Source organism: Stenotrophobium rhamnosiphilum, from assembly GCF_003052265.1.
Classification (GTDB): domain Bacteria; phylum Pseudomonadota; class Gammaproteobacteria; order Nevskiales; family Nevskiaceae; genus Stenotrophobium; species Stenotrophobium rhamnosiphilum.
The window spans coordinates 556,217-580,685 of record NZ_QANS01000001.1; the positions used below are offsets into that span (position 1 = coordinate 556,217).

Annotated in this window: 24 protein-coding genes and 2 tRNA genes; 13 read left to right on the plus strand and 13 right to left on the minus strand. The window is 56.3% G+C overall.

Translation table 11 applies throughout. From position 1 onward, the window contains the following. The first annotated feature begins 4 nt into the window (after positions 1–4). The 12 genes from CJD38_RS02530 to CJD38_RS02585 all read left to right on the plus strand — a co-directional run bounded on the left by CJD38_RS02530 (position 5) and on the right by CJD38_RS02585 (position 11,343). The gene (locus CJD38_RS02530; protein ID WP_107938717.1) at positions 5–298 is read left to right on the plus strand and encodes a hypothetical protein; all 294 of its coding nucleotides are present in this window, start codon (positions 5–7) and stop codon (positions 296–298) included. A gap of 6 nt (positions 299–304) precedes the next feature. Beyond that, a complete protein-coding gene (locus CJD38_RS02535; RefSeq protein ID WP_107938718.1) occupies positions 305–1,480 on the plus strand; it encodes a glycosyltransferase in 1,176 nt (391 codons plus the stop codon). 2 nt (positions 1,481–1,482) lie between these two features. Next, complete coding sequence (locus tag CJD38_RS02540; protein ID WP_107938719.1) at positions 1,483–2,313, plus strand: alpha/beta fold hydrolase; 831 nt, start codon at positions 1,483–1,485, stop codon at positions 2,311–2,313. Continuing rightward, the gene (locus tag CJD38_RS02545; RefSeq protein WP_107938720.1) at positions 2,313–3,521 is read left to right on the plus strand and encodes a hypothetical protein; all 1,209 of its coding nucleotides are present in this window, start codon (positions 2,313–2,315) and stop codon (positions 3,519–3,521) included. The genes CJD38_RS02540 and CJD38_RS02545 overlap by 1 nt, the downstream gene beginning before the upstream one ends. Beyond that, a complete protein-coding gene (locus CJD38_RS02550; RefSeq protein WP_107938721.1) occupies positions 3,518–4,732 on the plus strand; it encodes an efflux RND transporter periplasmic adaptor subunit in 1,215 nt (404 codons plus the stop codon). The genes CJD38_RS02545 and CJD38_RS02550 overlap by 4 nt, the downstream gene beginning before the upstream one ends. Next, entirely contained in the window at positions 4,729–5,421 is a 693-nt protein-coding gene (locus tag CJD38_RS02555) for an ABC transporter ATP-binding protein (protein WP_107938722.1), read from the plus strand. The genes CJD38_RS02550 and CJD38_RS02555 overlap by 4 nt, the downstream gene beginning before the upstream one ends. A gap of 46 nt (positions 5,422–5,467) precedes the next feature. Further along, positions 5,468–6,595 carry an ABC transporter permease gene (locus CJD38_RS02560; RefSeq protein WP_107939003.1) on the plus strand — a complete coding sequence of 376 codons (1,128 nt, stop codon included), beginning with the start codon at positions 5,468–5,470 and terminating at the stop codon, positions 6,593–6,595. A 38-nt stretch (positions 6,596–6,633) separates the two neighbouring features. Beyond that, positions 6,634–7,764, plus strand: coding sequence for an ABC transporter permease (locus CJD38_RS02565; RefSeq protein ID WP_107939004.1), 1,131 nt, complete (start codon positions 6,634–6,636; stop codon positions 7,762–7,764). Beyond that, entirely contained in the window at positions 7,745–9,025 is a 1,281-nt protein-coding gene (locus tag CJD38_RS02570; RefSeq protein WP_107938723.1) for a condensation domain-containing protein, read from the plus strand. The genes CJD38_RS02565 and CJD38_RS02570 overlap by 20 nt, the downstream gene beginning before the upstream one ends. A gap of 2 nt (positions 9,026–9,027) precedes the next feature. Beyond that, a complete protein-coding gene (locus tag CJD38_RS02575) occupies positions 9,028–10,449 on the plus strand; it encodes a TolC family outer membrane protein (RefSeq protein ID WP_107938724.1) in 1,422 nt (473 codons plus the stop codon). A 71-nt stretch (positions 10,450–10,520) separates the two neighbouring features. Continuing rightward, a tRNA-Val gene (locus CJD38_RS02580) sits at positions 10,521–10,595 on the plus strand. 85 nt (positions 10,596–10,680) lie between these two features. Beyond that, a complete protein-coding gene (locus CJD38_RS02585) occupies positions 10,681–11,343 on the plus strand; it encodes an ankyrin repeat domain-containing protein (RefSeq protein ID WP_107938725.1) in 663 nt (220 codons plus the stop codon). Positions 11,344–11,370: 27 nt separating this feature from the next. Here CJD38_RS02585 and CJD38_RS02590 read toward each other — a convergent pair whose 3' ends face one another. The 5 genes from CJD38_RS02590 to guaB form a co-directional block, all read right to left on the minus strand. Beyond that, entirely contained in the window at positions 11,371–11,820 is a 450-nt protein-coding gene (locus CJD38_RS02590) for a MaoC family dehydratase (RefSeq protein ID WP_206362856.1), read from the minus strand. 110 nt (positions 11,821–11,930) lie between these two features. Continuing rightward, on the minus strand, positions 11,931–12,401 hold the full coding sequence (gene tadA, locus CJD38_RS02595; protein WP_107938726.1) for a tRNA adenosine(34) deaminase TadA: 471 nt from the start codon (positions 12,399–12,401) through the stop codon (positions 11,931–11,933). A gap of 23 nt (positions 12,402–12,424) precedes the next feature. After that, entirely contained in the window at positions 12,425–13,570 is a 1,146-nt protein-coding gene (locus tag CJD38_RS02600) for an HPP family protein (protein WP_107938727.1), read from the minus strand. A 107-nt stretch (positions 13,571–13,677) separates the two neighbouring features. Continuing rightward, positions 13,678–15,252, minus strand: coding sequence for a glutamine-hydrolyzing GMP synthase (gene guaA / locus CJD38_RS02605; protein WP_107938728.1), 1,575 nt, complete (start codon positions 15,250–15,252; stop codon positions 13,678–13,680). 41 nt (positions 15,253–15,293) lie between these two features. Further along, on the minus strand, positions 15,294–16,757 hold the full coding sequence (guaB, locus tag CJD38_RS02610; protein ID WP_107938729.1) for an IMP dehydrogenase: 1,464 nt from the start codon (positions 16,755–16,757) through the stop codon (positions 15,294–15,296). Positions 16,758–16,858: 101 nt separating this feature from the next. Between guaB and xseA the strand changes: the two genes are divergently transcribed. Then, on the plus strand, positions 16,859–18,244 hold the full coding sequence (gene xseA, locus CJD38_RS02615; protein ID WP_240783506.1) for an exodeoxyribonuclease VII large subunit: 1,386 nt from the start codon (positions 16,859–16,861) through the stop codon (positions 18,242–18,244). Between the two features lie 260 nt (positions 18,245–18,504). Here the strand turns inward: xseA and CJD38_RS02620 are convergent. From CJD38_RS02620 to infC, 8 genes are all read right to left on the minus strand, one after another. Then, positions 18,505–18,581 (minus strand) — tRNA-Pro (locus CJD38_RS02620). Between the two features lie 84 nt (positions 18,582–18,665). Then, positions 18,666–19,100 (minus strand): MerR family transcriptional regulator, encoded by a 435-nt coding sequence (locus CJD38_RS18865; protein ID WP_107938730.1) that lies wholly within the window; start codon positions 19,098–19,100, stop codon positions 18,666–18,668. Continuing rightward, entirely contained in the window at positions 19,087–19,380 is a 294-nt protein-coding gene (locus tag CJD38_RS02630; RefSeq protein ID WP_107938731.1) for an integration host factor subunit alpha, read from the minus strand. The genes CJD38_RS18865 and CJD38_RS02630 overlap by 14 nt, the downstream gene beginning before the upstream one ends. A gap of 24 nt (positions 19,381–19,404) precedes the next feature. Then, positions 19,405–21,771: a phenylalanine--tRNA ligase subunit beta gene (gene pheT / locus CJD38_RS02635; protein WP_107938732.1), complete on the minus strand. Its 2,367-nt coding sequence runs from the start codon at positions 21,769–21,771 to the stop codon at positions 19,405–19,407. A 57-nt stretch (positions 21,772–21,828) separates the two neighbouring features. Beyond that, entirely contained in the window at positions 21,829–22,833 is a 1,005-nt protein-coding gene (gene pheS / locus CJD38_RS02640; RefSeq protein ID WP_107938733.1) for a phenylalanine--tRNA ligase subunit alpha, read from the minus strand. Between the two features lie 79 nt (positions 22,834–22,912). Further along, a complete protein-coding gene (rplT, locus tag CJD38_RS02645) occupies positions 22,913–23,272 on the minus strand; it encodes a 50S ribosomal protein L20 (RefSeq protein ID WP_107938734.1) in 360 nt (119 codons plus the stop codon). Positions 23,273–23,287: 15 nt separating this feature from the next. After that, on the minus strand, positions 23,288–23,485 hold the full coding sequence (gene rpmI, locus CJD38_RS02650) for a 50S ribosomal protein L35 (RefSeq protein ID WP_107938735.1): 198 nt from the start codon (positions 23,483–23,485) through the stop codon (positions 23,288–23,290). A gap of 118 nt (positions 23,486–23,603) precedes the next feature. Further along, complete coding sequence (gene infC, locus CJD38_RS02655; RefSeq protein WP_107939007.1) at positions 23,604–24,137, minus strand: translation initiation factor IF-3; 534 nt, start codon at positions 24,135–24,137, stop codon at positions 23,604–23,606. Positions 24,138–24,469 lie beyond the last annotated feature (332 nt).

Below are 24,469 nucleotides of genomic sequence, written 5' to 3' on the forward strand. Positions count from 1 at the left end.
AGCCATGAGCACTTCATACGACGATGTACTTGCAGTCGTCATTCAGCAGATACGCAGCACGGTCAACGAAGACTGGATCGAGGATTTCGAAATCGGTCCGGAGACGCGTTTCAATGACGATCTTGAACTTGAAAGTATCGAGTTCGTAAAAATTGCAGACGCTATCCAGAACCATTTTGGCAACCAGCTCGGCATCATTTCCTGGCTGTCAGGTAAGAGCATTCATGAGTTGATCGGTTTATCGGTGGGTGATCTCACCGGGTTCATCACCTCAGCGTTGGCGACGCCCGAGGCCTGATCGATCATGGCGCGCATTCTCTTTTCTGTTCCACCACTCACCGGACATCTGAATCCGGCATTGGCAGTGGCTGAAGAACTGGAAAAGCGCGGTCATCAGATTGCGTGGGCAGTGCATGCCAAACAAATTCGCGACAAGTTGCCGCCGCGCGCATGGGTCTATCCACTTGATGCCGAGGACGTCGATGGCCCGAGCATCGCTGACCCGCAGGTGCGCGGTCTGGAGAGCGTGCGTCTGTTCTTCGAGGATTACACGCTGCCGATTGCGCTGCGCATGTTGACGCCGCTTGAAGCGATTTCGCGCAGCTTCTGCCCGGACGTGATGGTGGTGGATCACCAGTTGCCCGGTGCTGCCTTGGTGGCGCGTAAATTGGGGGTGCCATGGACAACGTTGGTGACGACGACTGCCTCTATTCTCAAGATGTCGCCGACGGTCGATGAGTGGGTTGCGCAGCAGTACATGAGCTTGCAGTGCAGTTATTTGCCTAAAGAACTGCGTGTTGAGCGTCCGGATTTTTCACCACATCAGGTGGTGGTTTTTTCCAACGAAACTTTACTGGGCAACGCACATCCACGCGTCGATGCGCCGTACCACTTCGTTGGCCCGACAAAAGGTAATGGAAGACGCGTAGTGGATTTCCCGTGGGACTGGTTGCGCAGCGATAGCCGCAAGCTGCTGATCTCCTTAGGCACGGTGAGCCGTGATCGTGACACGCGCTTCTTTGAAGTGATGATGGCGGCTTTAGCCGAGATGCCCGAGATTCAAGCCGTAATGGTGGCACCGGAATCGCTCGCCGAACGGGCACCGCTGAATGTGTTGGTGCGTTCCTACGTGCCGCAACTTGAATTGCTGGATCAAATGGACGGCGTCATTTGCCATGCTGGACACAACACGGTTTGCGAAGCACTGAGTCGCGGCCTGCCATTAATTGTTGCGCCGATCCGAGATGATCAGCCGGTGATCGCGCGTCAGGTCATTGATGCCGGAGCTGGCCTGTCGATGCGTCACGGCAAGGTCACACCAGCGATGGCACGAAGCACCATCGAAAAATTATTCAGCACACCCGAATTAGCTGCGAACGCGAAGCGCCTTGCTCAAAGCATGCTCGCTGCGCCGGGCGCTGTTGGCGCTGCCAATTTAATTGCGGCGCAAGCGTCGCCTTCAGTCAGACCGGTGCATTGAGCATGGATACCGTTTCGGTTAGCGGCACAGAGTTATCGACGATGAGCCTAGGGCGGGGGCCAACCGTCGTCATGCTGCATGGCCTCGTCATCGGCAATATGGCGAGCTGGTTCTCATCAGCGGCGCTGCCGCTTTCTGCGCAGCGAAAAGTGGTGCTGTACGACCAGCGCGGCCATGGCGACAGCAGCTTTGCGTCGTCGGGCTATGACCTGAATACGCAGGTGCAAGATTTGCAGTCGGTACTCGCGCATCACGGCATTGATCAAGAACCAGTCGATTTGGTCGGGCATAGCATGGGCGCGCTGATTGCCTTGCATTATTCATTGCAGAATCCAGAACGTGTACGTCGTCTGGTCTTGGTCGATGCACCGATGCCTGCGCGTGAACACGTCGCGCCGAGCCTGATGCGTGTGCAAACTCGCGAAGGCTTGACGGCTTGGGTGGAGGACGAACTTGCCGTAACGCGTGGCCTCACTGGCCGCCGACGTGAGCGTTTGCAAAAGCGTCTGGTTGCGCTGCTGTTCGAGAGCACTTTGCGTGAAGACGTCTACGCGATGGCCTCGGAGTCCGATACGCAGTTGCAGGATCTCAAGATTCCGACGCTGCTTATTTATGGCAAGCACTCGCCGTGTTTCTCTGCGGCTGAAAAGTTATCGCAAGTGTTACCGCAAACACGCCTGGTGACCTTGGATTGTGGTCACTACATTCCTGAGGAAGCACCGATTGAACTGCGTGCCTTGCTTGAGGAATTTCTCGCATTGCCTCAGGTCGCAGTGCCCTCTATTTCAAAATCCGAAGTTGCGGCTCTCGTACAGCCGCACGGAGTTATCTGATGGCAAAGCCTTACTCCCGCCGCGTTTCCGGACTGGAGCGTTACTCGCTGGTGCTGCATGGTGCCTATCGTTATCACGTCGACGGCATTCTTGAAGGCACTGGACATGTTGATGCAGCGAAGCTGCAGGCGGCGGTTGATGTTGCGGCTGCCAGCAATCACGCCATCCGCGTGCGACTGCGTGGATTTCTCGGCTGGTGCAAATGGGTGGACAGCGGTCGTGCACCGCTGGTGCGCCAACAAGCTTTATCCGATTGGGACGGCAGCAGTGAATTCAATGCGCCCTTTCTGAATGAGCGTCTGAATCCACAGCGCGCAGTCGCCGATGTTCTGTTGGTACCTTGCCGCGATGGCCATACGCGTATCGTGTTTCGTACGCTGCATGCTGCCATCGATGGCCGTGGCTGCATTCATTGGATGATGGATGTTTGCCGTGTGCTGCGTGGTGAAACGCCGATGGGTTCAGATTCAACCCTCAGCGATTTCGATGTGCAGGAGCAGTACGCCGACAAGATTCCGCAAGAACCGGTGACTCCGCCTGCGCAATGTATTCCGGTATTGCAGGTCGCACCACCGGAGCAGCGTAAAGAGCTGCGCTACATCTGGCGGCGCGTGGTGATCAATCGCGATGTGCCGCAGTTGCTGACCAAGGCCGCTGCGTATCTGGGCGAGTGGGCGCGTCGCCGAGAGGCTGGCGATGTCGGCTTCACTATTCCAGTTGATTATCGCGGTTTCCGAATTCAGGAAATGGGTATCGGCAATCTCACCGGCTATTTACGCTTGACCGTGCCGCCGGGTGCGACATCGCGCAGCCTGATGGTTCAACTCGGGCATCGCGTTAAGGCCTATGCCGATTGCCGACAGTTCCCGGGTATTCGCACGCTGCTGTGGATTCCGGTTTGGTACATGTTGCGTCAGCTGCGTCCGGAGATCGACAAAGCGCTCTACACGGTGACGCCAGCGTTGCCGACCGGCGGCGTGGTGTCGATGGGCAGCTTGAAGGCAGAGCTGTTTAATTTTCCTGGCTTCGCCGCCGAGCGTGCTTACGGCGTTCCCGGTGCGGTTGGAAAACTCAATTTCATATTTGTGAATTATCCCGATCACGTCTGCGCAATATTCTCGTCACCTGCAGCCTATAACCATCAGGGCCAGCTTGACGAACTGGTCAACGCATTCCAACAGCATTTCTCAGCAGGACCTTCTTCTTGAACGACATCAATCTCGAAAAGCTGCGCGTCAATCGCGGCGCTCACGCTGCGCCGAAAAAACGTCGCAGCAGTAACACACGGACATGGATCATTGCTGGCGCTACGCTGGCGATTATTGTCTACGCATTGCTGCCCAAGCCAACGGCGATACAGGCTACGCAAGTGGTCAGTGCCTGGCCTTCACAGCAGTATCAGGTGTTGAATGCCACCGGCTATGTTGTTGCGCAGCGCAAGGCGGCTGTGGCGCCCAAGGGCACCGGACGCGTTGAGTGGATTGGCGTTAGCGAAGGCGATGTCGTCAAGGAAGGTGTGGTGCTTGCACGCTTGGAGAGCCGCGATGTCGCTGCCAGCTATCAGGCTGCAAGTGCGAATAGACAAGTCGCCGAGGCAGCCGTGACCTCTGCAGAAAACGAAATGCAGGACGCTGACCGCAACCTCGATCGCACCACGCTTTTGTTCAACAAGCGTTTGCTGTCCGTGCTCAATTTGCAGGATGCAAAATCACGCAAGGCGCGCGTTGCTGCCAGTTTGAAAAGTTCCCAGGCTTCACTTGCTGCCGCACGTGCGAACGAGCAATTGGCCAAAACCAATCTTGATTCGACACAGATGGTTGCTCCCTTCGATGGCACCGTGCTGTCGCGCTCGGCTAACGTCGGCGATATCGTCACACCGTTGGCGTCGGCGGCAGACGCAAAAGGTGCGGTGCTGTTGATTGCTGATTTGAATTCGCTGGAAGTGGATGCCGATGTGTCGGAATCTTCATTGGCGCAAATCAAGATGGGCCAACCCTGCGAGATCGTGCTGGATGCTTATCCTGATCGTCGCTACCGCGCGGAGGTACGCATCATCGCGCCAACCGTCAATCGCGCCAGTGCCACGGTCACTGCCAAGGTACGTTTCCTTGATCGTGATCCCGACGTGCTACCGGACATGAGCGCTCGCGTCGCCTTCTTGTCGCAAGCGGTCAATGCAGATCAACAAAAGCCTGTAATGGCAGTAAGCCCGACAGCGATTGTCGAAGGCGAGGGTGGCAGCCATGTGTTCCAGATCGGCGCTGATGGTCGTGCTCATGCAGTTGCAGTGCAGGTGGGTGCGGTGCTCGGCGGCGTGCGCGCGGTCAGTGGCAATTTGAAAGTAGGCGATGCACTGGTTTTGGCGCCGGGTAGCAAAATGTCTGATGGCGATCGCATCAAGCTGGCAGATGCGCCGTGAGTGAGTCGCTGATCAGTATCCGGCAATTGAGCAAGACCTATCAGCGTGGGACGCAGCCCGTGCCGGTCCTGTTTGATATCAACTTGGAAATTGCTGAAGGCGAATACGTCTCGCTGATGGGCCCCTCGGGTTCGGGCAAGAGTACCTTGCTGAATTTGATTGCAGGCATCGACAAGCCAAGTAGCGGCAGTCTGTTGATTGACGGTGTCGATATTGCGATGTTGCCGGAAAACGATTTGGCGAGCTGGCGCGCCAGCAATGTCGGTTTCGTTTTCCAGTTCTATAACCTGATGCCGGTGCTGAATGCTTTTGAGAACGTCGAACTGCCTTTGCTGTTGACGGATCTCAGTCGTGCCGAGCGTCGTGAGCATACCGAGACAGCATTGGCGATGGTGGGGCTGGCTGATCGCATGGATCACTATCCGAATGAACTCTCTGGTGGACAGCAGCAGCGCGTAGCGATTGCACGCGCGCTGATCAGTGATCCGACCTTGATCGTCGCTGATGAGCCGACAGGCGATCTTGATCGTCACTCTGCTGACGATATTCTCAATCTACTTGATCGCCTCAACGTCGAACTCGGCAAGACCATCATCATGGTGACGCACGATCCCAAGTGTGCGGAGCGTGCGCGTCGTCGCGTGCATCTGGAGAAGGGCGTTCTGCTCAGCGGCAGCGGTGGTCACTAGTTTGAACAATCAGTTCACCTATATCTTTCGCCTTGCTCGCAAGAATATGTGGCGGCATCGCCTGCGCACCGGTCTGACGATTGCGGGCATTGCTGTTGCCATCGTCTCTTTCGGGCTGCTGCGTACGGTGGTGGACTCGTGGTATGCCGGTGCGGAACTGAGTTCTTCAGGGCGTCTGATCACGCGCAGCGAAGCCTCGCTGAGCTTTTCATTGCCGGTGACTTATGGCGAGCGTATTCGTCGCTTGCCTGGAGTGACGGGAGTGACTTGGGCCAATTGGTTCGGCGGCATCTATATCAATGACAAGAATTTCTTTCCGCAATTTGCGATTGATGACTCCAGCTATTTCAAACTTTATCCGGAGTTTATTGTTCCCGCGGATCAGCTCTCTGCGTTCCAGAGTGACCGTCGCGGCGTGATCGTTGGTCGCAAGACGGCCAACAAATATCACTTCAAGATTGGTGACACCGTGCCCTTGATCGGCACGGTCTATCCCGGCAACTGGGTATTCACTGTTCGCGGCATTTACACCGGCGCTGATGACAAGGTCGATGAGAGCCAGTTCCTGCTGCATTGGAACTACGTCAACGAAACCATCAAAACGGTGCTGCCGTCGATGGCGGATCGTGGCAGCCTGTTCATCAGCAATATCTCCAATCCAGCGCAGGCCGCGACCATGTCGGCCAGCATTGATAGTTTATTTCGCAACTCTCTGGCTGAAACCCGCACAGAAACGCAGAAAGCGTTCCAGCTCGGGTTTATCGCGATGGTTGATACCGTGCTGGTCGCGATTCAGACCGTTGCCTATGTGGTGATTTTGATCATCATGGCGGTGATGGCCAATACGATGGCGATGGCCGCGCGTGAGCGCATGCGCGAATACGCCACGCTCAAGGCCTTGGGTTTTGGTGACGCCTTTGTCTTTATGCTGATTTTGGGTGAGTCCCTCAGTATCGCGGTTGCCGGTGGTGTGCTCGGTATCGTGCTGACGTTTCCTTTGTCGCGTGCCTTCTTCAGTGCAACACGCGATTTGTTTCTGGTATTTGAAGTGACCTCGTTCACACTGATGCAGCAGTTGGGCTCTGCTGTTTTCATCGGACTCATTGCGGCGATTGCACCGGCGTTCAACAGTCGCCGCATTTCCATTGTTGATGGCTTGCGAGCAGTCACTTGAGCGCGGGTCTTTCAACCAGTTACGTGGCGCGCAACCTGATGGCGCGCAAGCTCACCACGATCTTGACTGCGTCGGGCATGGCGCTGGTGGTCTTTGTGTTTGCGACGGTGCTGATGATGGCGGAAGGTTTGCGCCAGACCTTGGCCGGTACCGGTTCGGCAAATAATGTGGTGGTGATTCGGCAGGGTTCGCAAACTGAGGTGCAGAGCACCGTTACACGCGAGCAGGCCAATCTGATGGAGACGCTGCCGGGGCTCGCGAGTAATGCCGCAGGGCAGGCGCGCATCTCGCGTGAGGTCTTGGTGTTAGTCAATCTTCCGCGCAAGGATAGTAGCGGTCTGGCCAATGTCGTCGTGCGCGGCACCACTGCGCATGGTTTGGAAATGCGGCCACAGGCCAAGCTGGTATCAGGCCGAATCTTTAAACCGAACTCTTCTGAAATTATTGTCGGCTCTGGAATCGCTAACGGAAAAATTGGTCTGAAGCTGGGCGATATTCTGACATTCGGACTGCGCGGCTGGACAGTCGTCGGCGTTTTTGATGCCGGCAGCAGTGGCTTCAATTCCGAAATCTGGGGCGACAGTGAGCAGATGATGCAGGCGTTTCGCCGCGGTGCTTACTCATCGGTCATTGTCGGTCTACGCGACGGCAGTAGTTATGAGCGTTTTGCAGAAGCACTGGCACAGCAGCCGAAACTGAAGGTCGACATCAAGCGCGAAAATCGTTTTTACGCTGACCAGTCTGAAAAGATGTCGGACTTCATCAGCATCCTCGGGCAGACCATCACCGTGATCTTTTCGATCGGCGCCATCATTGGCGCGATGATCACGATGTACGCCAGCGTGGCCAACCGCACGCGCGAGATCGGCACGCTTCGCGCGCTGGGTTTTCGTCGAGGAAATATCGTGATGGCCTTTCTGAAGGAAGCCATGTTGCTAGGCCTGACCGCAGGCGTCATCGGCCTCGTGCTCGCTTCACTCACACAAATGGTTCAGATCTCGACGACCAATGTGCAGACTTTTTCTGAAGTCGTTTTCAATCTTGTCATGACACCAGAAATTATTTTTGACGTTCTTCTTTTTTCAATTCTGATGGGTGTTCTCGGCGGTGTTCTGCCTGCCTTCAGAGCTTCACGTTTGGAGATTGTCGATGCCCTTCGATCCACCTAACTCAGTGGCCGCCCCTTTAGTGTTGGCACCAGTGCTCAAGCCGCGTCGTACCTTGCCGCCTTTGCAACGGCAATCCGAGATTGTGCGTCCGTTGTCGACGCCGGAGTACTACCACAGCTGTGTCGGGCGCAGCCCACGGACGCTGGAGATCACACGCGAGAACGGCTTCATCTTTCGTGGTGAAGGCCGTATCAGTGCGGAGCGCTGGCAGGCTGCACTGGATCAAGTCACAGCGGTCAATCCGGGCCTGCGCCTACGATTGGTCGGCGACGGATTTCGTGCACGCTGGTTGAATGATGGTCAGCCAACGCGCTTGCGCATTGTTGAAGATTGCAGCTGGGACGCACGGTCCAGTGATGGAGCGGATTTTGTTTATGAAACCGTGCTGTCACTCAATGACGGACTGACCTCTGAATTGCTGGTGATGCATCAGCCGAATAATCGCATGCTGGTGATGTTGCGCGGCCATCATGCGGTGATGGACGGCAAGGGTGCCATGCACTTCATGAGTGAACTGTTCCATGCATTACGTGGCGAGCCACTGTTGGGAACCAACGTTGCGTTCAGCGACGTCGACGTGATGATGAGCGTCGGTGCGGTTCGGTCCACTTCGCGCCATATTAAGACAGTTGCGATGACCGGCATGCCACAAGGCATGGCACGCGGCGATGACTGGCGTCTTCTTGATCTCGGTGCGCCACAAAAAAATATGCTTGGACGCATTGTTGAGGCGATGGTGGAATTTACTCACCAGCATTCCGATTTGCCGGTGTCGATTGGCGTGCCGGTGGATTTGCGTCGCCACGTCCCGGGGCTCATTTCTACCGCAAACTTTACCAATATGTTGCTGGTGCGCATGGAAAAGGGCGAGGGCGCGGAAGATTTCAAACGCAAGTTGCACGAGATGCTGGATCAGAAGATGGAGACGCTCTATCCCAGCATTCTCGACATTTTCAAATGGTTGCCGCTGAGCTGGCTGGATCGCCTAGTGTCACGCAACGAAAAGAATTATCACCAACGCAAGGCGTTGGAGACAGCGGTGGTTTCCAATCTGGGCCGCTTCAATTCGGTGGATTTTTCCTGCGACGGTTTTCGCATGGACGGCATGGTTGTCGTTCCGCTCACTGGAAGTGTTTTCGCCGGTCTTGCGGGTGTTGATGATCGCGTTGAGCTAGCGATCAATATTCCGCGGGTGTTGAGCAGTAATGGTCGTTTCGATGCTTTCGAAGCTTTTTTAAAAAAACGTTTGGCAGGTTCTTGATCATGTTCTTCTCTCGAGCGCACTTCGTGCGTGTTACCCCGGGTCTTCTTTGCTTGGCACTGTTGTTGCCATTCGCGGCGCACGCGGGTGACTTGCTGCAGCTCTACGAAAAAGCGCAGAAAAACGACGCGACATTTAATGCTGCTCAGTACGCGCGCGATGCTGCCTTGCAAAGTGAACCTGCTGCGCGCGCCCTGTTGTTGCCACAGGTCAACGGCAGCTACCAGTGGACCGAAGATCGCTCCGATACCTCGATCAACTACATCGATCCAGCTACCGGAACGCCGGTGACCTTGAATCAATCCAATGGCGGGCGTGACACCCATCTCAGCGTTGTTCTGAATCAGCCTTTGTTTGATCTCGAGCATTGGTACCGTTTGCAGGAAGCCAGCGAGAAAACTGCTCTGGCGCAGCTCAATTACCGGGCGGCGCAGCAGGCTTTGACATTGCGTGTCGCTGAAGATTATTTCTCCTTGCTGGCGGCGTATGACGCCGTGCACTCCACCACCGCCGAACGCGATGCGCTGGCTAGCCAATTGGAATTGGCCAAGCAGAACATGAACGTCGGCATCTCAAGCATCACCGACGTTCAAGACGTGCAGGCGCGTTATGACCTCAGCGTCGCTAATGCGCTGGATGCGGAGCAGAACCAGACCGCGGCAATTGAGGCGCTGGAAGAAATTACCAAAGAGCCGATGCGCAGCATCGACGACGGTCGCGTACGTGTGGTGCCTTTGATTGCCGAGGTGATTCCTTCAAGAATTGCCGCCTTGCGCGCGGATGCTCCCATGCCGGTGCTGAAGAGCGCGGCTTCGGCCGCTTGGGTTAAGGAAGCCGGCTCCAACAATTTCGATGTGCTGGCCGCGTTGTTGCAATACCGTGCTGCGGAGCACGCCGTCAGCGCCGTGAATTCACGTTATCTGCCAACGGTAAAAGGAACTGTCGGCTATACCGATCTCAATAATGAGGCTGGTGGATTGCCGACCAAATCGTCTGGCATGTCTTGGGGTGTTGGCGTCTCGGTGCCGATTTTTGCTGGTGGCGCAACGCGCGCGGCTTCGCGCGAAGCGAAGGCGTTTCGGGAGCAGCGACTAGCGGAGTACGACGGTGCACAGCGTCTTGCCCAACGTAACGCTGGCACTGCTTATCAGGCCGTGATGATTGGCGCCGCGCGTATCCGCGCTTATAAGCAGGCGGTCGCCTCCAGCCTTTCTGCCTTTGAAGCCAGCCGAACCGGACTCGAAATTGGTACCCGCAGTCGCATCGATCTGCTGAATGCGCAGACCCAGCGTTATCAGGCTGAGCGTGACTACGATCGCGCACGGTATGACTATCTGCTCGCCATCTTGCGTCTGAAGGCCACGGGTGGCGGCCTGCTGTTGCGTGATCTGGAGTCGATAGACCGGTTGCTGGTCACGCCCTAATCGGCAGTCGGATCGAGAAGTGGGCAGCGGTTTGACGCTCAGGGCGTGGCTCACTATCATCTGCGCCCCTTGGACGGTTAGCTCAGTGGTAGAGCATCGCCTTCACACGGCGGGGGTCGCAGGTTCAAATCCTGTACTGTCCACCAAGACACAACGCAGTGATCGCAAGTTAACGTCTTGTGTTCACTGCGTTTTTTGTTTGTGAAGCAATCTATTCGCAGGACGTGAATCATGTCAGCAGTCAGCCCTCTCATGCACGCGATCCAAGATCGCGATCTCGTCGCCGCCAAAGCCGCACTGGAGCGCGATGCCGCGCAAGCAACGACGGATTTGCCGGGTGGTTTGTCGCCGCTGATGTTCGCGCTCTACAACGGCGCGCATGACATCGCCACGCTGCTGCGCGAATTTCGTCCGCTGAGTTTGTTTGAAGCCGCTTCATACGGTGATGCAACACGTGTTGCTGAATTGTTGGTCGCCGATAAAAGCCAGATTGCTGCGTACAGCCCAGATGGTTGGACGCCGCTGCATCTCGCTGCGTTCTTTGGTCAGCGTGATACGGCGTTGGTATTGGTTGCGCTCGGTGCGCCTTTGGATGCGCTGTCGCAAAACCCGATGCAGAACACACCCATGCACGCAGCAATTGCTGGCGCGTTAGGCGAGAGCCTTGCGCCGCTTTTGATTGGCTTTGGTGCCGACGTACATCACGTTGGTGGCAGCGGCGTTACTGCGCTGCATCTGGCGTCATCGCGTGGTTTTGAAGGTCTGTGCAAGCTGCTGCTCGCACGTGGCGTTGATCGCCATCTTGTTACTGAAGACAACAAGACTGCCGCGCAAATTGCACGCGACCGTGGACATTTATCCACGGCCGCGTTGTTGGAACTTGCTGGTAACTAAAGCGCCGAAGATATTCGGCGCGAGCGTTTAGTCGCCGCGACGACGGAACATGCTGATGCCTTGCATCGCAAGGACGGGTTCGTCGTTCTGATTGCGCACGTCGTAGTGAAATTCGATAGTGCCGCGATCTGGCTTGCTGACCGATGAGGTCACGGCCAACACGCGTGTGCTCGCATGCAGCGTGTCACCAGGGCGCACAGGCAGAATCCAACGAATCTGATTCACGCCAGGTGAGCCGAGCGTAGCGGTGCGCGAGAACAGGTTGTCGACCAACATGCGCATCATCAATGAGCAGGTGTGCCAACCGCTGGCGATCAGGCCGCCGAAGATCGACTGTCCGCCGGCGTCAACATCGATATGGAAAGGCTGCGGATCGAATTGCTTGGCGAAATCCACGACTTGGTCGTGAGTGACTTCGATGCTACCCAGATCAAACGTCTGCCCAGGCTGAAAGTCCTCGAGATACATCAAGCTCATACCGCTCCCCTTAACCATCGAATTATTGTGGGGGCGATATTAATGAATCTTGGCCCCAACAGCGAGGCCTAGGCTCGGATGGGCTGCTTTTACCCGCAATTGATGCGCGATTAGCGCCGGGCTCGGAAGAAATCGCGCAGTACCGTGGCGCATTCAGGCTCAAGCACGCCGCCAGTCCATTCCAGACGATGGTTCAGGCGCGGGTTTGAAATGACGTCGTAGACCGAATGCACGCCGCCAGCCTTGGGATCGTGCGCGCCATATACGAGCCGTGACACGCGCGCATGAATGATCGCGCCTGCACACATCACACAGGGTTCAAGCGTGACGTAAAGCGTGCTGCCGGGCAGGCGATAGTTGCTGATGGCTTGCGCAGCGGCGCGCATCGCCAGCATCTCAGCGTGTGCGCTGGGATCATGATTGCCGATAGGGCGATTCCAGCCTTCGCCGACAATCACGCCGTCTTGCACGAGCACGGCGCCGACAGGCACTTCGCCTTCATCTTGCGCACGCAGCGCGAGCGTTAGCGCATGGCGCATCCAGCGTTCGTCGTCGTTGAGAGTGCTGACTTCAGTGTTCATGGCTGGATGATAAGCGGCTGAATTTAAGCGCCGGGTTTAACCGCACGATACAACGCGCGGACCAGATCTGTCTGCGTGATGATGCCGACGAGGCGCTTGTCGTCATCAATAATTGGAATGTGGTGGTGGCCGTCTTCAGAGAACAGCGGTACTAGTTCGATCATATGTCGCTGCGCACTCATCACTCGTACGCTGCGCGTCATGATCTGACCGACGACTTCTGGTTTTTCAGCGGTGATCGCGCCCGTGCGGCGTACGGCTTCACGCAGGCTTTTGCCGATGTTGGTACGTGCATCGAGATCCGCTTGGCGCATGAAGTCAGCGACTGTGACGATGCCGACAATGCGACGACTGATATCAATCACTGGCAATGCTTTGATGCGATGTTCACGCATCAGCGCCCAAGCCTCATCAAGGTGAGTGCCAAACTGCACCGAGAGCGGCGAGGTCGACATGATGTCCGCACAGCGCAAGGCACCGAGATTACGTTGATACGCAGCGAGTTCAGCGTGATGCAGCAACTCTTCAAGATCATCTCGGCTGACGTCGAGCACTTGGTTATAGCGTGTCAGTGCAACGTCGAGATCAGCAGCGCTGAAGCGTGCGGCAGTCGACGATAGCGGCGCAGTGGCTTGTTGGCCGTGTGGATAGCGTCGACCAGTGAGGCTGTTGTAAATCACGCCTGCAAAAACCATCAGCAGAGAATTCAACAGCACTGGGAAGATTGCGAAGTGAAAACTCGTTGCGTGCGCGAGCACGACAAACAGTGCGATTGCGCCGCCGGGCGGATGTAAGCAACGCAAGCTAAACATCGCAGCAATCGCAAAGCCCACGGCAATCGCGCCAGCCCAAGCGGGATCAGGGATGTAAATCGCACAGGCGATGCCGATCAAGGCGGATACGGTATTGCCGCCGATTACTGGCCAAGGTTGTGCAAGCGGGCTCGCAGGCAGTGCAAACACCAACACTGCGCTCGCACCGAGTGGTGCGATAAGCCAAGGCGTGATTGAGTCTGCGCCTGCAAACCAACGACTGATCAACGCCGTGATGAGAATGCCGATGCTGCCACCGATGAAAGCGCGCAGACGTTCTTGTCCGCCAACACGAGCGCGGCCGGGGAGAAAGCTAGCGAGGAAAGGGCGGAGGCTATTCAATTTTAAATACGTCATTCCCGCTTAGGCGGGAATCTAGTTTTTCTTTGCTTGGCGCTGCATGAAGTAAAAAATCAAAACTGGATTCCCGCCTGCGCGGGAATGACAGTTCTTATTTTTATGCGTTATTCCCACTCAATCGTTGCGGGTGGTTTGCCACTGATGTCGTACACAACGCGTGATACGCCAGCGACTTCGTTAACGATACGACGCGAGCAAACATCCAGCAGATCGTAGGGCAGGTGAGCCCAATGTGCGGTCATGAAGTCGATAGTTTGTACAGCGCGCAATGCGATGACAGGTTCATAGCGACGACCGTCGCCAGTGACGCCAACAGACTTCACTGGGAGAAACACTGCGAAGGCCTGCGAGGTCTTGTCGTACCAACCCGAGCGACGCAGTTCTTCCATGAAGATGTGATCCGCTTTGCGCAGCGTGTCAGCGCTGGCCTTGGTCACTGCGCCAAGAATACGAACGCCGAGGCCGGGGCCTGGGAACGGATGGCGATAAACCATTTCGCGTGGCAGACCGAGTTCAACGCCAATCGTGCGGACTTCGTCTTTGAACAATTCGCGCAACGGTTCGACCAGCTGCATGCGCATGTGCGCGGGCAGGCCGCCAACGTTGTGATGCGATTTGATGACGTGCGCTTTGCCGGTCTTGGCTCCAGCGGATTCGATGACGTCCGGATAGATCGTGCCTTGAGCAAGGAAGTCGACATCCTTGAGCTTGCCCGCTTCTTCTTCGAATACGTCGATGAAAGCTTTGCCGATGATTTTGCGCTTGGCTTCTGGATCAGACACGCCTTCAAGCTGCGAAAGGAAACGCTCTTCAGCATTCGCGCGAATGACTTTAACGCCGAGGTTGTTGGCGAACAGTTCCATCACCGCATCGCCTTCGTGCAGGCGCAGCAAGCCGGTATCAACGAATACGCAGGTGAGCTGTGGGCCAATCGCTTTGTGTAGCAGTGCTGCAACAACGCTGGAGTCAACACCGCCGCTCAAACCGAGCAGAACTTTGCCGGTGCCTACTTGTGCGCGTACGCGTGCGATGGCGTCATCAATGATGTTGCCTGACGTCCATGCACGACCGCAGCCGCAGATGTCGTGCACAAAGCGTTCATACAAGGCTTGGCCCTGCGTGGTGTGCGTGACTTCTGGATGGAACTGCACGGCGTAATAGCGACGTGCTTCGTCAGCCATGCCTGCGAAGGGCAAATCAGGCGTTGAAGCAATGCATTTGAAGCCTGCAGGCAACGCAGTAACGCGATCGCCGTGGCTCATCCACACATCGAGCAGGCCGTGGCCTTCAGCGTTGACGTGATCTTGAATATCTTTGAGCAGCGCCGAGTGGCCGCGTGCACGAACCTGTGCGTAGCCAAATTCTTTCTGGTCATGCGCTTCGACGGTGCCGCCCAGCTGCATCGCCATCGTCTGCATGCCGTAGCAAATGCCGAGGACGGGAACGCCGAGATCCCACACGGCTTGTGGCGCGCGTGGTGAACCGGCTGCAGTGGTGGACTCAGGGCCGCCAGAGAGAATGATGCCTTTAGGTGCGAACTCGCGAACGGCGTCGTCGCCGCAGTCCCATGGCATCAGCTCGCAGTAAACGCCCGCTTCGCGCACGCGACGTGCGATCAGCTGCGTGACCTGGCTGCCGAAATCGAGAATCAAAATTTTGTCGGAATGGATATTTTTCATGGCTTCAAACTAAAACCCCGACACAAGGTCGGGGTTGTGGCTTATTCAACGCGGTAATTCGGCGCTTCCTTGGTGATCGCAACATCGTGCACATGCGATTCCTTGATGCCTGCCGAGGTGATTTTGACGAAGGTGGTTTTGGTGCGCAGTTCTTCAATCGTCTGGCAACCGGTGTAGCCCATGCTTGCGCGCAGGCCGCCAACCATTTGATGAACAATCGCGCCCATCGAGCCCTTGTAAGGCACGCGGCCTTCAATGCCTTCTGGCACCAGCTTTTCAACTTCAGCCGTGGTGTCTTGGAAGTAACGATCTTTGGAACCCTGTGCCATCGCGCCCATGGAGCCCATGCCGCGATAGCTCTTGAAGCTACGGCCTTGGTAGAGCTCGATTTCGCCTGGTGCTTCTTCGGTACCGGCCAGCATGCTGCCGACCATTGCAACGTAAGCGCCTGCAGCAACGGCTTTGGCGAAGTCGCCGGAGTAACGAATGCCGCCGTCCGAAATCAGCGGGATGCCTTTCTTGCGCAGCGCATCAGCAACGTTCATCACTGCGGTGATCTGCGGCACGCCAACGCCAGCGACGATACGCGTGGTGCAAATCGAGCCAGGGCCGATGCCGACTTTGACTGCGTCAGCGCCAGCTTCAACCAGTGCGAGGGCTGCAGCGCCGGTGGCGATGTTGCCGCCGATGACTTGCAGATCCGGATACTGTTTCTTGATCAGGCGAACGCGATCAATCACACCTTTGCTGTGACCGTGTGCGGTGTCGACGACGATGACGTCAACGCCCGCTTCAACCAATAGCGAAACGCGCTCATCGGTATCTGCGCCGGTGCCAACTGCAGCGCCGGTACGCAGGCTGCCTTTTTCGTCTTTACAGGCGAGCGGGAAGTCGGAGGACTTTTGAATGTCCTTGACCGTGATCATGCCGCGCAGCTGGAATTTGTTATTCACCACCAGCACTTTTTCAATGCGATGGGTGTGGAGCTTGGAAACGACTTCTTCTTTGCTCGCGCCTTCTTTGACGGTGACGAGACGATCTTTCGGCGTCATCACGCGGGAGACGGGTTCGTCGAAACGCGTTTCAAAGCGCAGGTCGCGGCTGGTGACGATGCCGACGAGTTCCTTGCCATCAACCACCGGCACGCCGGAGATGCGGCTGGCGCGGGTCAGTTTGATCACTTCGCCAATGGTCATCGTCGGTGGAACGACGATTGGGTCCACAATCACGCCGCTTTCGTACTTCTTTACGGCGCGGACTTCAGCGGCCTGACGGGCCGGAGTCATGTTCTTATGGATAATGCCGAGGCCGCCTTCCTGAGCGAGCGCGATGGCCAGCTTGGATTCGGTGACCGTGTCCATTGCCGCGGACAGCAGCGGAATGTTCAAGCGAATTCGCTTGGTCAGCAGGGTAGAGGTATCAACCTGGCGCGGTAGGACTTCAGAATAGGCCGGTTGTAGCAGGACGTCGTCGAAAGTCAGGGCGTCTTGTTCGATGCGAGTCATTTAGGGCTCCGCCAAAACGATATTATACGGACTTTGATCCCTCGCTTCAGCAGTCGCGTTACAAAAAAGATCGCAGACGCTTGTTGGGCCTGTGGATTTTCATGATTTTGCACCCCAGAGAACGCATGGCTTTGCCAGAGTCCAACCCGCGTCGCACGATTTATCAGGTCTCGGAACTGACCGAGATTCTGCGCGCGCTGGTGGAAGACGCGCTGCCGCGGACTTGGGTTCAGGGTGAAATCTCCAATTTCTCGCGCCCGGCCTCGGGCCATTGGTATTTCACCCTCAAGGACGCGCGCTCGCAGATTCGCTGCGCCATGTTCAAGGGCGCCAATTTCAATGTGCGGCCACAGCCGCGTGATGGCGATAGCGTTCTGATCCGCGGCCAAGTCAGCGTCTATCCGGCGCGTGGCGAGCTGCAATTCATCTGTGAGCACATGGAGCCAGCGGGTGAAGGCGCGCTGCTGCGGGCCTTTGAGCAGCTCAAGGCGCGTTTATCGGCCGAAGGTTTGTTTGACGACAAGCGCAAGAAAGCCGTTCCGCGCGTGCCGCGTGGTGTCGGTGTCATTACCTCGGCAACCGGTGCGGCGCTGCAAGACATTCTTGCGGCACTGTCGCGACGCTTTCCGCTGACGCGGGTTTATCTGTATCCGGTGCCGGTGCAGGGCGTGGAAGCGGCTCCGGCGATTGTGCGTGCGCTGGCGGAATTGCCGCAGCGTGCGCCAAAGGCTGACGTCATTATTCTTGCGCGTGGTGGCGGTTCGCTCGAAGATCTCTGGGCTTTCAACGAAGAAGCTGTGGCACGCGCGATTCGTGCCTGCACGCTGCCGGTAGTGAGCGGTGTTGGTCACGAGATTGATTTCACCATCGCAGACTTTGCTGCTGATTTGCGTGCGCCGACGCCAACTGCCGCTGCGGAGTTGGTGAGCCCCGATATTCGCGATTGGATGCGCAGCGTTGATGATCTTGATGCTTCGCTCACGGAAGCCATCACGGAAACTTTGCGAAATTCAGATGCGCAGTTGCTTCAGTTTCAAGCGCGCCTTGCATTGCTGCATCCAGGCCGACGCTTGCAGGACGCAGGGCAGCGTCTCAAAGAATTGCAATCACGCTTGGTTCAGGCCCAACGCAATGATGGCCAGCGCGCGCACGCGCGTTTCCAATATCTGCATTCGCGTTTATTGGCGGCGCAACCTGCGTCAGCGATTCGTCTCACGCGTGAACGGACGGAGTCGCTGCAAGCGCGGCTCGCTTCGGCCTTGCAGATGCGTTTGCAGAAACAGAATTCTGCTTTGAATGCTGCAGAGTCGTTGCTCCGCAGCCTCAGTCCCTTGGCCGTGCTTGATCGCGGTTACGCGATTGCGCGTAACGCAGCGGGTGAGGTGATTACGGATGCTTCAGCATTAAAGCCGGGCGAAATATTGGATGTGCGTTTGGCACGCGGTCGCGTTGATGCCGAAGTAAAGCGCACACACTCGCCGGAATAAACGATGTGTGGGGTGGGTAGAGCGTAGCGAAACCCACCGCCAGCACACGATTAACGCTAGATCCGTAGCACGCGCAAAATCCGCAGCGTAAACATCGGCTGCTTAAAGATGGATTGGGAGTTTTAATTGGTCGGGGCGAGAGGGTGAGGCATCACGCTTAGTGAGCACTGCTCGCTGTGATGCTGAACGCACGTACATGGATGTACGGGCAGGACTCAGTGCCATGGATGGCTCTGTGAACTGAGTTTGGGAGTTTTAATTGGTCGGGGCGAGAGGATTTGAACCTCCGACCACCTCCACCCCAAGGAGGTGCGCTACCAGGCTGCGCTACGCCCCGACAAGAAAAAACAACAAAAACGACGACCAAAACAAGGGGCGCGCATGGTAACGGATGCGCGCCCCGGTGGAAAGCAATTTGCCCTTATTTAGGGAACAGATTCAGCAGCGATTCCAGATCGGAACGTAGACGTTTGATCTCGCTGGCGCGACGTACGCCGCCGCGTGGTGCGGTGGCTGCTTTTGCGGCCGTTTCTACAGTCGGCAGTGCTGCCAATGGTGCGACGCTGACAGCCGGTTTGAGACTGGCTTCGCGCAGGCGAAGACGTGCGCCACCAATGGTGAAGCCCTGTTCATACAGCAAGCTGCGGATACGGCGCACCATCAGCACATCATCTTGCTGGTAGTAACGACGGTTGCCGCGACGCTTAGCTGGCTTTAACTGGGGAAACTCTTGTTCCCAGTAGCGCAGAACATGCGGTTTAACGTCGCACAGCTCGCTAACTTCGCCAATAGCGAAATAGCGTTTACGCGGAATTTCCGGCAGTTCAGCTAATTTGTGTTGCTCAGCGGCCCGCATCGATTTCTACTCTTAGACGCAGTTTCTGGCCGGGACGGAACGTAACAACACGCCGCGCGGAAATAGGAATTTCTTCGCCAGTCTTAGGATTGCGTCCAGGGCGTTGATTCTTTGAACGGAGTTCAAAATTACCGAAACCAGACAGCTTTACCTCGGCACCTGCTTCGAGTCTTTCGCGAATATCTTCGAAAAACATATCGACGAATTCTTTCGCCTCGCGCTTATTCAGCCCGAGTTCCTCAAAGAGCGCTTCGGCTAGCTCAGCCTTTGTTAACGCCACGTTGTGGTTCCTCTTTCCTGATGCCTAGGTCCTGATCGAGGCCTTGAGCTTATGGTCTAGGGACTGTGTTATCTCAGCCACCGAGCGATCAATTTCTTCAAGGGTTAGGGTGCGGGAATAATCATTGAAAATCAAGCCCAAAGCGACGCTTTTGCATCCATCTTTTAGACCTTTTCCACGGTATATATCGAACACAAAAACTTTCTGCAATGAATTGCCACCAGACTGCTTGGCAACATCAACAATCTCGCTTGCCGAAATGTTTTCGTCAACCACTATGGCTAAATCCCTACGTGACGAAGGGAATTCGGAGAGTGATTTGGTCTTCGGCGGAGCAACGTTTTGGATCGCATTCCAGTCCAGTTCGAAGACATACGGCGCCTCCGGCAAATCTAATTGCTTAACGGCGAGTGGATGTAGCTCGCCGATCCAACCAACCGCTTGTTCTGCGCGAAAAATGCGAGCGCTGCGGCCGGGATGTAGCGCGCTGTGCTCTGCGGCTTCAAAGCGATATTCATCTGCTGCGCCACCGAGCAGCGCGACGACATCAGCCTTCACGTCATAGAAATCCACGCCACGAACGGTGGTGCCCCATTGTTCTGGACGTGCGCTGCCAGCGGCGAGGCCGCCGATGCGTGCAGTTTCGACGATGCGGCCGTCGCGTTCTTCAAAGCAAACGCCACTTTCAAATACGCGTACACGCTTCTGCTGGCGCTGGTGATTATGTAACCAGACCGGGATCAGACCGCTCCACAGCGTGGTGCGCATCACCGCCAAGGTTTCAGCGATAGGGTTGTCGAGTGGAATCGCAGCAATATTCGGCGTCAGTACTGACTGGATGCGCGGATCAACAAACGACAGCGTGATCGCTTCCTGCCAGCCACGTGAAACCAGCTGATCTTTAATGCGAGCCAGCGGGCGCTGCTCTTCCGGCAAGCGAGTCGGCGCAAGTTGCGCAGCGTAAGGTTTGGCGACGATGCGATCGTAGCCATACATGCGTGCGACTTCTTCGATCAGATCGTGCTCGATACGCAGGTCGTAGCGATGGCTCGGAATGCGAGCCAGCCAGCTGTTGTTGATCTCGTTGCGCAGCGTAATGCCGAGACGAGCGAGCAGGGCTTCAACTTCCTTTGCCGGAATGTCGACGCCCAAAAGTTGTTTGAGGCGCGAGTGACGCAGGCGAATGGTGGTTTCAGCCTGTTGGCGACCGGCCTGGCTAATCGGGTGCACTTGGCCACCGCAAATCAGCAGCGTCAGCTGCGTCGCGCGTTCCAGTGCCAGTTTCTGCAAGCCCGGATCCACACCGCGCTCGAAGCGATACAGCGAATCAGAATTCAACTTGTGACGACGACCCGTCAGCGCAACCGCATGAGAGGCAAAGCAGGCGCTCTCGAAGAATATGCTGGTGGTGCTGGCGGTGACGCCAGATTCAGCGCCGCCCATCACGCCAGCCAGTGCCAGCGGTGCGCGATCATCGGCAATCAATAACTCGCCGTTGTTCAGCGTCACGGTTTGTTCGTTGAGCAGTGTCAGCGTTTCGCCAGCCTTGGCTTTGCGTACGCGCAGACCGCCGCTAACTTTGTCGCAGTCAAACGCATGCATCGGTTGGCCGAGCTCAAGCAACACGTAGTTGGTGATGTCGACGATCGGGTGAATGACGCGAATGTTGGAGCGGCGCAGGCGTTCACGCATCCAATCAGGTGTGCGTGCTTTCGGATTGAGCTTGGTGATGACGCGACCGGTGTAGGTCGGGCAGGTTTCGAGATCTTCGATCTCAACTTTGATCTGCGCGTGACCTTCGACAACGGCGTTCGGAATGTTCGGACGCTTCAGCTGCAAACCATAGAGCGCGCCGACTTCACGAGCGAGACCTTGCACGGAGAGGCAGTCGCCACGGTTAGGCGTCAGTTCGAGATTGAGAATGTCGTCAGCAAAGCTGAGGTACTGCTCAATCGGTGTGCCGGGTTTGGCTTCGTTATCGAGTTCCAGCAGGCCTTCAGATTTCTCGGACATGCCGAGTTCTTTGGCCGAGCACAGCATGCCGGAAGAATCGACGCCGCGAAGTTTTGCCTGCGTAATTTCCAAACCGCCTGGCAGCTTTGCGCCAACGGTAGCGCAGGGCACGTTGAGATTCGGGCGCGCATTGGCTGCACCGCAAACGATCTGCAGATTGCTGCCAGTGCCAACATCGACTTCGCAAACCTGCAAGCGATCGGCCTGCGGATGACGCTCGGCTTTGACGATGCGACCAACGACAACGCCCGTCGGAATTTCCCCAGCCATCGGTTCAGCATCTGACTCAAGGCCAGCGAGGGTGATGCGCGAGGTCAGGTCTTCCGCCGATACCGACGGATTGACCCACTCGCGTAACCAGTTGTAGCTAAGTTTCATATTTCTAATCCAATAGAAATGCTCTCGCGCTCTATCTGAGGCGAGGTGACTTAATAATTATTGAAACTGCTCTAAGAAGCGCAGATCGTTATTAAAGAAGTTGCGCAGATCGTCCACGCCATAGCGCAGCATCGCGAAACGTTCCACGCCGAGGCCAAAGGCATAACCGGTGTAACGCTCGGGATCGATGCCGACGGCTTCGAATACTTTTGGGTGAACCATGCCGCAACCGAGCACTTCCAGCCAACGGCCTTTTTCGTCCTTGATGTCGACTTCGGACGAAGGCTCGGTGAACGGGAAGTAAGAAGGGCGGAAACGCACTTCTGCTTCGCGCTCAAAGAAGCGCGAAAGGAAAGTTTTGAGATCGTGCTGCAGATCAGCGAACGAAACGTTCTCGCCAACGTACAAGCCTTCAATCTGATGAAACATCGGACTGTGCGTGCGATCAGAGTCGGAGCGATACACGCGGCCAGGGCAGATGATGCGGATCGGCGGATTGCGGCCTTCCTTCACCATTTTTGCCATCGTGCGAATCTGCACCGGGCTGGTGTGCGTGCGCAACACCATCTCACCGTTCTTCACATAAAAGGTGTCGTGCATGCCGCGTGCGGGATGCAGTTCTGGAATATTGAGTGCGCCGAAGTTGTGGAAATCGTCTTCGATCTCCGGGCCTTCAACGGTGGCGAATCCAAGTTCGCCGAATAGACGTTCAATGCGCTGAATCGTGCGCGTGACGGGATGCAGGCCGCCGAGTGTTTCGCCGCGACCGGGCAGGCTGACGTCGATACGTTCTGCAGCAAGCTGTGCCGCCAGTGCGCCTTCAGCGAGTTTTGCGCCGCGCACTTCAAGTGCAGAAGCAACAGCTTCTTTGACGCGATTAACGAGTTCGCCAAATGATTTGCGCTCATCAGGCGCCATGCCGCCGAGTGCTTTGAGCAGTTCGGTGACGCGGCCTTTTTTGCCAAGGAGATCGACGCGCAGTTGTTCTAACTCGCGAGCGTCGCTAGCGGCCTCGATTTCGGCGAGGGCTGTGAGTTTCAGTTCATCCAATTGTTCGGACATGGATATTCAGGCTCGGAAAATAAAAAAGGGGAGGGCTGGTCGCCGCTCCCCTTGGAACTTCTTTTGCTACAGGTCGCGATTAAGCGGCGAGCTTGGCCTTGACCTGTTCTGCGATCTTGGCAAAAGCAGGCTTGTCATGGATAGCCATGTCAGCGAGCACTTTGCGATCCAGCGTAATGCCAGCGAGGTTCAGACCATGGATGAAGCGGCTGTATGAAACGCCGAATTCTTCCAGACCTGCACCGATACGGATGATCCACAGAGCGCGGAACTCACGCTTTTTCACGCGACGATCGCGGAATGCGTACTGACCCGACTTGATGACCTGCTGCTTAGCGGAGCGGAACTGACGCGAACGGGCGCCGTAGTAGCCCTTCGCCTTCTTCAGCATCTTCTTGTGGCGCGCGTGCGCCGTTACACCACGTTTAACTCTTGCCATTTTAAATTCTCCCGATTAAGCGTAAGGCAGCATCTGACGCACTTCGCGCACGTCACTGGCGTGCACTGGTGCTTCACCGCGAAGCTGACGGATACGCTTGCCCGACTTTTTGGTCAGGATGTGGCGCTTGTGGGAGTGGCCGCGCTTGAAGCCGCCTTTTCCAGTTTTGGAAAAGCGTTTCGCCGCGCTTTTTACAGTTTTCAGTTTAGGCATGATTGCCTCCATCTTCAGTGTTGCCGGTTTCACATCCCGTTTGGGAGCTTGCCGGGCCTATCAAAACATTTGATAGGACTTCTTTTTGTTCCTCACCGTGAGCGGCAAGGAGAAAAACTTATTTCTTCTTAGGACCCATGACCATGATGGACTGCTTGCCTTCCATCTTTGGCCACTGTTCTACAGAACCCAGATCTTCCAAGTCATTGCGGACTCGTTCCATCTGTTGCTGACCCAGTTCCTGGTGGGCTAGCTCGCGGCCGCGATAGCGGACCGTGATTTTGACCTTGTCGCCGTCTTCGAGGAATCCACGAAGCTGACGCAGCTTGGTCTGGTAATCGCCTTCATCGGTGGTCGGACGGAATTTGATTTCCTTGACCTGAATCTGCTTCTGCTTGCGCTTGGCGGCATGCTGAGCTTTATCTTTCTGATAAAGGTACTTGCCGTAATCCATGATCTTGCAAACAGGAGGTTCCGCGTTAGGCGAAATCTCAACCAATTCAAGGCCTTCTTCTTCGGCCTTGGCAATGGCGTCTCGCGTCAACATGATGCCGACCTGCGAGCCGTCAGACCCGATAACTCTTACTCTCGACGTGGTGATTTCACCATTACGTCTATCTTCTTTTTCGCCAGCGATGCTAAGGCCCTCCAGTTCAAGCCGTTTCCACGATACAACCCACAACGCACAGGCGAAGAGGGGATCGGGGGCGCGATTGTAAAGGCCTCGCCCGCGTTACTCAAGTTATTTGGTGATTTTTCAGCGGGATAAGCCGCGTTTTCTGGGGAAATGGCCGCTCTTCCCAAGAATCTCAGCGCCTTGATGGCCGTACAAATGAAAAACCCTCCGAAACCGGAGGGTTTTCAATGTTTGGTAGGCGCGATTGGACTCGAACCAACGACCCCCACCATGTCAAAGTCCGAGGATCCTCAAGGGGATATCGTAGACGAAAGGCCCGCGACAGTGCGGGTTTTTTAATGCCTGGT

Coding starts and splice junctions, on each gene's coding strand:
- CJD38_RS02530 (WP_107938717.1), top strand. CDS start 5: ATGAGCACTTCATACGACGATGTACTTGCAGTCGTCATTCAGCAGATA.
- CJD38_RS02535 (WP_107938718.1), top strand. CDS start 305: ATGGCGCGCATTCTCTTTTCTGTTCCACCACTCACCGGACATCTGAAT.
- CJD38_RS02540 (WP_107938719.1), top strand. CDS start 1,483: ATGGATACCGTTTCGGTTAGCGGCACAGAGTTATCGACGATGAGCCTA.
- CJD38_RS02545 (WP_107938720.1), top strand. CDS start 2,313: ATGGCAAAGCCTTACTCCCGCCGCGTTTCCGGACTGGAGCGTTACTCG.
- CJD38_RS02560 (WP_107939003.1), top strand. CDS start 5,468: ATGTGGCGGCATCGCCTGCGCACCGGTCTGACGATTGCGGGCATTGCT.
- CJD38_RS02565 (WP_107939004.1), top strand. CDS start 6,634: ATGGCGCGCAAGCTCACCACGATCTTGACTGCGTCGGGCATGGCGCTG.
- CJD38_RS02570 (WP_107938723.1), top strand. CDS start 7,745: ATGCCCTTCGATCCACCTAACTCAGTGGCCGCCCCTTTAGTGTTGGCA.
- CJD38_RS02575 (WP_107938724.1), top strand. CDS start 9,028: ATGTTCTTCTCTCGAGCGCACTTCGTGCGTGTTACCCCGGGTCTTCTT.
- CJD38_RS02585 (WP_107938725.1), top strand. CDS start 10,681: ATGTCAGCAGTCAGCCCTCTCATGCACGCGATCCAAGATCGCGATCTC.
- CJD38_RS02590 (WP_206362856.1), bottom strand. CDS start 11,820: ATGAGCTTGATGTATCTCGAGGACTTTCAGCCTGGGCAGACGTTTGAT.
- tadA (WP_107938726.1), bottom strand. CDS start 12,401: ATGAACACTGAAGTCAGCACTCTCAACGACGACGAACGCTGGATGCGC.
- CJD38_RS02600 (WP_107938727.1), bottom strand. CDS start 13,570: ATGACGTATTTAAAATTGAATAGCCTCCGCCCTTTCCTCGCTAGCTTT.
- guaA (WP_107938728.1), bottom strand. CDS start 15,252: ATGAAAAATATCCATTCCGACAAAATTTTGATTCTCGATTTCGGCAGC.
- guaB (WP_107938729.1), bottom strand. CDS start 16,757: ATGACTCGCATCGAACAAGACGCCCTGACTTTCGACGACGTCCTGCTA.
- xseA (WP_240783506.1), top strand. CDS start 16,859: ATGATTTTGCACCCCAGAGAACGCATGGCTTTGCCAGAGTCCAACCCG.
- CJD38_RS18865 (WP_107938730.1), bottom strand. CDS start 19,100: ATGCGGGCCGCTGAGCAACACAAATTAGCTGAACTGCCGGAAATTCCG.
- pheT (WP_107938732.1), bottom strand. CDS start 21,771: ATGAAACTTAGCTACAACTGGTTACGCGAGTGGGTCAATCCGTCGGTA.
- pheS (WP_107938733.1), bottom strand. CDS start 22,833: ATGTCCGAACAATTGGATGAACTGAAACTCACAGCCCTCGCCGAAATC.
- rplT (WP_107938734.1), bottom strand. CDS start 23,272: ATGGCAAGAGTTAAACGTGGTGTAACGGCGCACGCGCGCCACAAGAAG.
- rpmI (WP_107938735.1), bottom strand. CDS start 23,485: ATGCCTAAACTGAAAACTGTAAAAAGCGCGGCGAAACGCTTTTCCAAA.